Annotated in this window: 7 protein-coding genes and 2 pseudogenes; 4 read left to right on the forward strand and 5 right to left on the reverse strand. The window is 64.8% G+C overall.

Translation table 11 applies throughout. From position 1 onward, the window contains the following. Window positions 1-398, reverse strand: a pseudogene (locus tag EN914_RS16115) (LuxR family transcriptional regulator); the annotation flags it as partial. Further along, a complete protein-coding gene (locus EN914_RS16120) occupies window positions 395-1,057 on the reverse strand; it encodes a GNAT family N-acetyltransferase (RefSeq protein WP_244514272.1) in 663 nt (220 codons plus the stop codon). The gene EN914_RS16120 and the pseudogene EN914_RS16115, both read right to left, overlap by 4 nt. A gap of 203 nt (window positions 1,058-1,260) precedes the next feature. Here EN914_RS16120 and EN914_RS16125 point away from each other — a divergent pair, with 203 nt between their 5' ends. Genes EN914_RS16125 through EN914_RS16140 form a run of 4 tightly spaced genes read left to right on the forward strand, consistent with a single transcriptional unit; the run spans window position 1,261 to window position 5,607 of the window. Next, window positions 1,261-2,556, forward strand: coding sequence for an ArgE/DapE family deacylase (locus tag EN914_RS16125; protein ID WP_024502524.1), 1,296 nt, complete (start codon window positions 1,261-1,263; stop codon window positions 2,554-2,556). Continuing rightward, window positions 2,553-3,611: a phosphotransferase gene (locus EN914_RS16130; protein ID WP_024502525.1), complete on the forward strand. Its 1,059-nt coding sequence runs from the start codon at window positions 2,553-2,555 to the stop codon at window positions 3,609-3,611. The genes EN914_RS16125 and EN914_RS16130 overlap by 4 nt, the downstream gene beginning before the upstream one ends. Next, complete coding sequence (locus tag EN914_RS16135) at window positions 3,612-4,922, forward strand: aspartate aminotransferase family protein (protein ID WP_032898897.1); 1,311 nt, start codon at window positions 3,612-3,614, stop codon at window positions 4,920-4,922. Between the two features lie 16 nt (window positions 4,923-4,938). Next, window positions 4,939-5,607 carry a GntR family transcriptional regulator gene (locus EN914_RS16140; RefSeq protein ID WP_024502527.1) on the forward strand — a complete coding sequence of 223 codons (669 nt, stop codon included), beginning with the start codon at window positions 4,939-4,941 and terminating at the stop codon, window positions 5,605-5,607. Here the strand turns inward: EN914_RS16140 and EN914_RS16145 are convergent. From EN914_RS16145 to EN914_RS16155, 3 genes and pseudogenes are all read right to left on the reverse strand, one after another. Then, window positions 5,604-6,908: an FAD-binding oxidoreductase gene (locus EN914_RS16145; protein ID WP_024502528.1), complete on the reverse strand. Its 1,305-nt coding sequence runs from the start codon at window positions 6,906-6,908 to the stop codon at window positions 5,604-5,606. The two genes, EN914_RS16140 and EN914_RS16145, sit on opposite strands and share 4 nt — an antisense overlap. After that, window positions 6,905-7,888, reverse strand: a complete 984-nt coding sequence (locus tag EN914_RS16150) for a branched-chain amino acid ABC transporter permease (RefSeq protein WP_164778755.1) — start codon at window positions 7,886-7,888, stop codon at window positions 6,905-6,907. The genes EN914_RS16145 and EN914_RS16150 overlap by 4 nt, the downstream gene beginning before the upstream one ends. Next, a pseudogene (locus EN914_RS16155) lies at window positions 7,885-8,133 on the reverse strand (ABC transporter permease subunit); the annotation flags it as partial. The pseudogene EN914_RS16155 and the gene EN914_RS16150, both read right to left, overlap by 4 nt. Window positions 8,134-8,152 lie beyond the last annotated feature (19 nt).

An 8,152-nucleotide genomic window follows, 5' to 3' on the forward strand; every position in this document is an offset into this window, starting at 1 on the left:
TCGAAGAACAGGGTGATGTCGGCCTCGCGCGCCGCCAGACCCGCCACAAGTGCCGCGAGCACGACATCGAGCTGCGGGATGGGGCTCGACTGGAAGGCAAGGTCGAGTTCCGCCGGGCTCTGGACCAGATGGCGCAGCGCGCCCACCAGATGCGATAGGAAGGCGCCCTCATCATTGTCCGTCGCCTCGCAGGACAGCCATGCCGTCAGCCTGCCGTGGCGTGCGATTTCCGCAGCCCATTGCGCCATCGTCGTCGATTTGCCGAAGCCAGCGGGCGCGGCGAACAGCACGATGCGCGTGTCGATATGACGCTCCAGCGTCGACAGAATGGTCTCGCGGCGCACCCATCGGCGATGGTGCGGCGACGCTTGGCTGACGGATTGCGGAGCTGTTCTCATCTAGGTCCGCACAGCCTGTAGCTCTCTGGGGGAGAGTCGCCGCAGCCGCTCCACTCCGCTTCGATCAGCGGAATTTGCGGTGCGGCATCGCGCGGCAAGGTTCCCTTGATACGGGGATCGTCGACGATCTCAAATCCGGTAGCGAAGGGCACGAACCCGCAGGCGCTGTAGAATCCGATGACGCTGTGATGATCGAAGCTGCTTGTATGCAGCCAGATGCGGCTCGGGTTGAGACGCCATGCGAGCTCCAGTGCCCCGGCCATCAGCCGTTTGCCGAAACCGCGGCCGGTCAGGGACGGGAACAGGCCGAAATAGGTGATCTCGATCTCGTTATTGTCGGCGGCGAAGAACTCGACCATGCCGAGATGCGCGCCGGTTTCGTCATGGCCGTAGTAGAGATGCTGGCGCGGGTCGGCGAAATGCTCGGTGATTTCGGCATCGGACATTTCGGAAACGCGGTCCCACAGCCAGGGTGCGCCGATCTTGAGAAAGATCGCCCGGTAGGAAACGCAGTCGGGCGTCGTGATCCGTGTCATGCCCAAAGGGCGCGCGAGATCCGGCTGCGGCGTACGCGCTTCCATCCAGGTCACCGCATTGGCAAGCTTGCCAGCCGGCAGGCGATGGTAGCCAATGGCGAGATCGGTGATTTCGGCGGGCATCGTGTCTTCTGTGATCAACGCATTCCTCGTCATGTCTTCCAGAGATAGCAGTATCGGCTTGCTGCATCCGATGCCAACTCCCCCAAGACCATGGCAGCATCGAACGGCAAGTCCTGGACTGAAAGTTTGGCGCGCATGCCTCTTGCATTTCACAGGAATGGCATATGAGATATGATACACCATCCAGATGAAAGTGAAATATGATGCCTGAGCGGATTGCGGATGAGGCCATTCTGAGCGCAGTCGATGATGGCTTCGCCCGACAGGTCGCGTTTCTGCAAGACCTCGTGCGCTTTCCCTCCCAACGTAGCGAGGAACACCCCGCGCAGTCGTTTATGGCCGCCGCCTACGAGGCGGATGGCTACGCGGTCGACATGTGGCGCGTCGATGTCGACGTGATTCGCGACCTGCCGGGTTTTTCCCCCGTGGCGGTCTCTTACGACGATGCCTTCAACGTCGTTGCTACCCACACGCCGCGAAACGCGACCGGCCGCTCGCTGATCCTCAACGGCCATATCGATGTCGTTCCGACCGGACCGCTCGACCGCTGGGTCCGCGATCCCTACGATCCGGCGATCGAGGATGGCTGGATGCATGGCCGCGGCGCCGGCGACATGAAGGCCGGCCTGTCCGCCTGCCTCTATGCGCTGAGCGCCTTGCGTAGCCTTGGCTATCAGCCGGCCGCGAACGTGTATCTCCAGTCGGTGGTCGAGGAGGAATGCACCGGCAATGGCGCGCTTGCATGCCTGCAGCGCGGCTATCGCGCCGACGCCGCCTTCATTCCCGAACCGCTGGAGCCGCGGCTGATGCGGGCGCAGGTCGGGCCGATCTGGTTCAGGGTCGAGGTCGACGGCGATCCGCAGCATGCGTCGGGTGCATTTTCGGCCGGCGCCAATGCCATCGAAAAGGCCTTCGTCATCATTCAGGCGCTGAAGCAGCTCGAAATCGTCTGGAACGCGCGCAAGGTCGATGACAGGCATTTCCATGATCACCCGCATCCGATCCGCTTCAACCTCGGCAAGATCGAAGGCGGCGAGTGGACATCGAGCGTTCCGGCGCGCTGTGTCTTCGAGATGCGCGTCGCCACCTATCCCGGCCAGAGGCTCGAAGACGCCAGGGCCGAGCTCGAGGCCTGCATTGCCGTTGCGGCGCGCGCCGATCCGTTCCTGGCCAACCGACCACCCAAGATGACCTACAATGGCTTCATGGCCGAGGGCTATGTGCTGGAGGGCGCCGACGAGATGGAAGCGGTGCTGCGCCGCAGCCATACCGCCGTGTGGGGCGAGCCGCTGACGGAACACGTCACCTCGGCGACCACCGATGCACGTTTCTTCGGCCTCTATGCCGACACGCCGGCGATCGTCTACGGCCCGATCTGCCGCATGCCGCATGGCTATGACGAGGCCGTCGATCTCGACTCGGTGCGCAAGGTCACCCAGACGATCGCGCTGTTCATCGCCGACTGGTGTGGCCTCGAACCTATCGAGGCTAAGCCATGAATGCGGCGGTGCCCGATGCGTTCGGCGAAACACTCGCCGAGGACGCACCGGATGTTTCCACGGCCGACGCGCTCGCCATCCTGCGCCGGCACTACGGGCTGACCGGCACCGCGCGTCCGCTGCCTGGCGAACGCGACCACAATTTCCATATTCAGACCGACGGCGAGGGCGAGTTCGTCCTGAAGATCTCCCATCCGGCGGAAGAAGCTGGCTTCACCGATTTCCAGAACAAGGCGCTCGACCACATCCTTGCGGTCGACCCCACCTTGCCGGTTCCCTCGGTGCGCAAAAGCCTCGAGGATGAAGCGCAGTTCGCGGTCAGCGTCGCTGGATCGGCGCCGCGCATTATCCGGCTGGTGACCTATCTGTCCGGTCAGTTGCTGTCGCGCTCGCCGACTTCCGAGGCGCAGGATCGCAATCTCGGCATCTTCCTCGCCCGCCTTGGCCGGGCGTTGCGCGGCTTCTTCCATCCGGCTGCCGGCAGCGACCTGCTCTGGGACATCCGCAAGGTCGCCAAGACACGGCCGATGATGGCGCACATCACTGATCCGACTCGGAGGGCGATGGTCGAGCGCGCGATCGACTCCTTCGAGGAGCATGCTGCGCCGGTCATTCCCACCCTGCGCGCGCAGATCGTCCACAACGACATGAATTCCTACAATGTGGTGATGGATGCTTCGCGGCCGGAGGTCGTGAGCGGCATTCTCGATTTCGGCGACATGATCCATTCGCCGCTGATCTGCGACCTCGCCATCGGCGCCGTCTACCGCTGGCCGGCGGAAGGCCATCCGCTGGCACCGGCGGCGCGCTTTGTCGCAGGTTATCAGTCGCTCCAACCACTGGAGGAGGAAGAGATTGGCATTCTCTTCGATCTGATCCGTGCCCGACTTGCGCTCATCGTCAACATCGCCAGCTGGCAGGCCGAGCGTTTCCCGGCCAAGCGCGACTACGTGCTGCGCCTCGCCACCGAAGTCTGGGCTTCACTCGAACGGTTGAACGGCCTGTCGTCCACCGATGCCCGCCGCTATTTTCTCGACCATTCCAATCCGGAGTAGATGCTCGTGTCCCAGTCCTCGCCATACCCCGCAAATGCCGACGCGGCTGCATCGGAGCGCGCGCTGCTCGAACGCCGCGCCAGGCTGCTCGGGCCGACCTACCGCACCTTCTACCGCAACCCTATTCATCTGGTGCGCGGCAGCGGTGTGTGGCTCTACGATGCCCAGGGCCGCAAGTTCCTCGACGCCTACAACAACGTCGCCTCGGTCGGCCACTGCCATCCGCGCGTCGTCGAGGCACTGTCCGGGCAGGCCGCAACGCTCAACACCCACACACGCTATCTCAGCGAGATCATCCTCGATTACGCGGAAAAGCTTCTCGGCACCGTTCCGGCCCATCTCGGCCACGCCATGTTCACCTGCACCGGCAGCGAGGCGAACGACCTTGCCATCCGCATTGCCCAGCATTCCAGCGGCGGCACCGGGGTGATCATCACCGATTTCGCCTATCACGGCGCCACCATAGCGACGGCGCAACTGTCGCCGGCGGCGGTCGGGGCAAAGGGGGTACCAGCGCACCACCGCACGGTGGCAGCGCCGGACACGTTCCGCGACCATGGCCGGGCCGCGCATGATTTCGCCGGAAATGTCGCCGCTGCCATAGAGGACATGCGAGCAAAAGGCATCAAGCCGGCGGCGCTGCTTCTCGACTCGGCCTTTTCCAGCGACGGCATTTTCTTTCCCGATGCGAAGGTGATGCGCGAGGCAGCCGATCACGTCAAAAAGGCCGGCGGCATCGTCATCGCCGATGAGGTCCAGTCCGGCTTCGGCCGGCTTGGCCAGGGCATGTGGGGCTTCGCAAACTATGGCATCGAGCCTGACATCGTCACGATGGGCAAGCCGATCGGCGATGGGCACCCGATGGGCGCCGTGCTCGTGCGGCCGCAGCTTGTCGCCTCCTTCGGTTCGAACACCGGCTACTTCAACACCTTCGGCGGCAATCCGGTCGCGGCCGCTGTCGGCCTCGCCGTTCTCGATGTCATCGAAGGCGAGGGGCTGATCGAGAATGCGCGCAATGTCGGCGCCTATACGAGTGAACTGCTGCGCGCCCTGCAGGGCCGGCACGGCGCGGTCGCTGATGTCAGGCACAACGGCCTCTATTTCGGCGTCGAGCTGACGGCGGACGGCGACGAGGCTGTGGCCGCCACCAAGACATCGGCGGTCGTCGAAGCCATGCGCGAGGACGGCGTGCTGATCTCGTCCTGCGGTCCGCGCGGCAATGTGCTGAAGATCAGGCCGCCACTGCCCTTTGCCAGGGACAATGCCGAGCAACTGGCCGAGACGCTCGATCGCGCTCTGTCGAACTGGTGATCGGAGCGGCCCGCGTATGCTGAAGCTTGAACATCAGACCCTGAATGACCGCGCCTATGGCGCGCTCAAGCAGGAGTTGATTTCCGGCGGCTTCAGCCCGGGCCAGGCGCTGGTCATCCGCAAGCTCGCCGAGACGTTCGGCATCTCGACGACACCGATCCGCGAGGCGCTGCAGAGGCTTGTCGCCGAGCGGCTGCTCGAGATGCAGAACAACCGCTCGGTCATCGTGCCGTTGCTGTCCGCGCCTGCCTTCGAGGAGCTGACGCGCATCCGCATCGCCGTCGAGGGACTGGCGGGCGAGATGGCGGCGACCAGGATGAGCGAAAGCGGGCTGGCTGACATCCAGGCGACGCTCGCCGGCATGCAGCGTGCCATTGAGGCCGGCGACGCCAGGGCCTATCTCTCATTGAACGAGGCGTTCCACTTCGCCATCTACCAGCATGCCGGCGCGCCGATCCTTTTGAACATGATCCGCGACCTCTGGGGGCGGGTCGGGCCTTATCTCAAGCTGCTGATGCAGGCCGATCGCTACATCCCGCAGTCCAACGACGCGCATCGCAAGATCGTCGCCGCACTGGAGCAGCGCAGCGGTCCCACTGTGCGGATTTTCATAGAAGAGGACATCGCCGTGGCGGCCGCTGTGCTGTCTGCAAACCTTGACGCTGCCAGGGAGCCGTCGGCCTAGCTCGTCCCGTCCAGCCGGTCGCGCAGCATGCTCCAGCCGAGCAGCATGTTGGGCGCGTGCCGCAGCACGGCGTGGAACGGTATTGGCGCCGGCGGCGCGAAGGGCAGCGGCAGGTCGCGGGCGTCGCTGCCGGCGGCCCAGTCGGCCAGAACCTTGCCCATCGCCGTCGTCATGGCGATGCCGCGCCCGTTGCAGGCGCGACCGGCGATCAGTCCCGGACCGAGGTCGATCAGGTGCGGCAGGAAATCCGGTTCGACCGCTGCCATTCCCGACCAGCTGTAGGCAAGCGGCGGCAGGTCGGGCAGACCGAGATGCCGGCCGAGCCTTCGCCAGATCGTCTGCGGTACGCGCGTATCCGCACCGGCGCCAAGGATATGCATGCCGCCGCTGATCAGCCGGTTTTCGGCGTCGAAGCGGAAGGTGAACAGATTGCGTCTGGTGTCACCGACACCTTGCCCGCCGGGAAGCAATCGGTTGCGCACTTCACGAGGCAGCGGCGCTGTCGCGATCTGGAAGACTTTCAGCGGGAAATAGGTTCGCTGCAATGACGGATTGAGGGACCGGCCATAGGCGTTGGTGGCGATCAGCACCTTGCCCGCGCGTACTGAGCCAGATGGCGTTTTCAGCATCCAACCATCGGCTGTCCGATCAACCGAGGTGACGCGCGTCTGCTCGAAGATCTTCGCGCCGGCCTTCTCCGCCGCATCCGCGAGCCCGCGCGCATAGGCGACCGGATTGAGCACGCCGCCGGAACGATCCATCCAGCCGCCGACATAGCCTGGCACGCCGGTCCGTGTTTCGATTTCCTGCCGATCCAATGTGGCTGCCGGCCGGCCACGCTGTGCCCACTGCCCGGCACGTGACTTGACCTTTTCAAAGGCGGCAGGCGAATGCGCCGGCTGGATCCATCCGTTCTGCACGGCGTCGCAGTCGATGCCGTGCTGCCGGATCAGGCGGAAAACCAGGTCGGCGCTGCCGGCGGCGAAATCGATCAGCCTTTCGCCGCGCGACGGTCCGAGATGGGCCAGTATATCGACTGGATCCATTTTGGCGAAGTTCGGCACGACAAAGCCCGCATTCCTGCCGGTCGCACCCCAGGCGATGAACTCGGCTTCGAGAACGGCGACGGAAAGTCCTTTCCCCGCCGCATGCAGCGCCGTTGAAAGGCCAGAAAAGCCGCCGCCGACGATTGCTAGGTCGACATCGAGCCCGCCTTGCAGTGCCGGCCGCTCACGTCGATTGCGGCCGACGGCATGCCAGAGCGAAACGCCGTGCGCTTCCTGCCGGATGACGGCATTCATGAGCTGGAACTGCTCCTGTCTGCAGCGATCCTCGCCCGCTTGCCAAACCAAGGCCGCCGTGGCCTGTCGCCGAACAGCCCGTTCGGCCGGACCAGCAGGATAACGCAGAGCATGACGCCGATGGCGGCGATCTGCAGCGCGGCGGCACGAGCCTGCTGTTCCGGCGGGAAGAGGATGCTGGTCAGCGTGCCCGACCCAGCCCATATCGCCCAGACCAGGATGCTGCCGACGACGGCGCCGAGATTGCTGCCCGAGCCGCCGACGATCAGCATCACCCAGACCTGGAAAGTCAGGATCGGTAAATAATTGTCCGGCGCGATGAAGCCGGTGAAATGCGCCTGCAGTGCACCGGCCAGCGCCATGATGGCGCCGCCCACGGCAAAGGCCTGGACGCGATAGAAACGCGCGCTCTTGCCAAGCGAGATCGCCGCCCGCTCATCCTCGCGTAGCGCCTTCAGCACGCGGCCCCACGGGCTGCGCGACAGATGTTCCAAAGCGAGATAGGCGACCAGAGTCACCGCCGCGACCACGGCAAGGTTCGACAGGTTGAACAGCAGCGGCGTCTCGGCAAGGCTGCCGAAGGGGCGCGGGATGAAGCCGATGCCGAACGGGCCGCCGGTCAGTTTCTGCGCGTTGAGCGCGACCAGTTGCACGACGACGGCGACGCCGAAGGTGGTGATCGCCAGATAGTCGGACCTGAGCCGCAGCGTCGCCATGGCAGTTAACGCCGCGGCAATGCCGCCGACGACCATGGCGCCCGCCCAGCCGACAACGATCGGCAGGCCAAGGCCACCCAGCCGCGCGGCGTCGTCGGGAGTGGTCAGCAATGCCGAGGTGTAGGCGCCGATGGCGACGAAGCCGGCAAGGCCGACATTGAACAGGCCGGTCAGGCCCCACTGCAAATTGAGCCCCAGCGTGACCAGCGAAAAGATCAGCGCGGTGGTCAGGAAGAAGGCGCCGTAGCCGATCAGATCCATCAGCGTTCCCTCACACCAAACAGGCCGATCGGCCGCACGAACAGCACCGCCATCAGGATGATGAAGGAGACGGCGGCGCGCCATTCGGCGCCGATCAGCTGCACGGCACCGGCCTCGGCGAGCCCGATGATCAGGCCGCCGAGCACGGCGCCGGGGATGCTGCCGATGCCGCCGAGAATGGCGGCGGCAAACATCGGCAATAGCATGTCGAAGCCCATGAACGGGCGGATCTGCACCAGGATGCCGACTGTCTCTTATACAAACTCC

It is taken from the genome of Mesorhizobium sp. M7A.F.Ca.CA.001.08.2.1 (assembly GCF_003998455.1).
GTDB lineage: Bacteria > Pseudomonadota > Alphaproteobacteria > Rhizobiales > Rhizobiaceae > Mesorhizobium > Mesorhizobium ciceri.

Excerpts from the sequence above, each read along its gene's own strand:
- EN914_RS16120 (WP_244514272.1), bottom strand. The coding sequence starts at position 1,057 with ATGCCCGCCGAAATCACCGATCTCGCCATTGGCTACCATCGCCTGCCG.
- EN914_RS16125 (WP_024502524.1), top strand. The coding sequence starts at position 1,261 with ATGCCTGAGCGGATTGCGGATGAGGCCATTCTGAGCGCAGTCGATGAT.
- EN914_RS16130 (WP_024502525.1), top strand. The coding sequence starts at position 2,553 with ATGAATGCGGCGGTGCCCGATGCGTTCGGCGAAACACTCGCCGAGGAC.
- EN914_RS16135 (WP_032898897.1), top strand. The coding sequence starts at position 3,612 with ATGCTCGTGTCCCAGTCCTCGCCATACCCCGCAAATGCCGACGCGGCT.
- EN914_RS16140 (WP_024502527.1), top strand. The coding sequence starts at position 4,939 with ATGCTGAAGCTTGAACATCAGACCCTGAATGACCGCGCCTATGGCGCG.
- EN914_RS16145 (WP_024502528.1), bottom strand. The coding sequence starts at position 6,908 with ATGAATGCCGTCATCCGGCAGGAAGCGCACGGCGTTTCGCTCTGGCAT.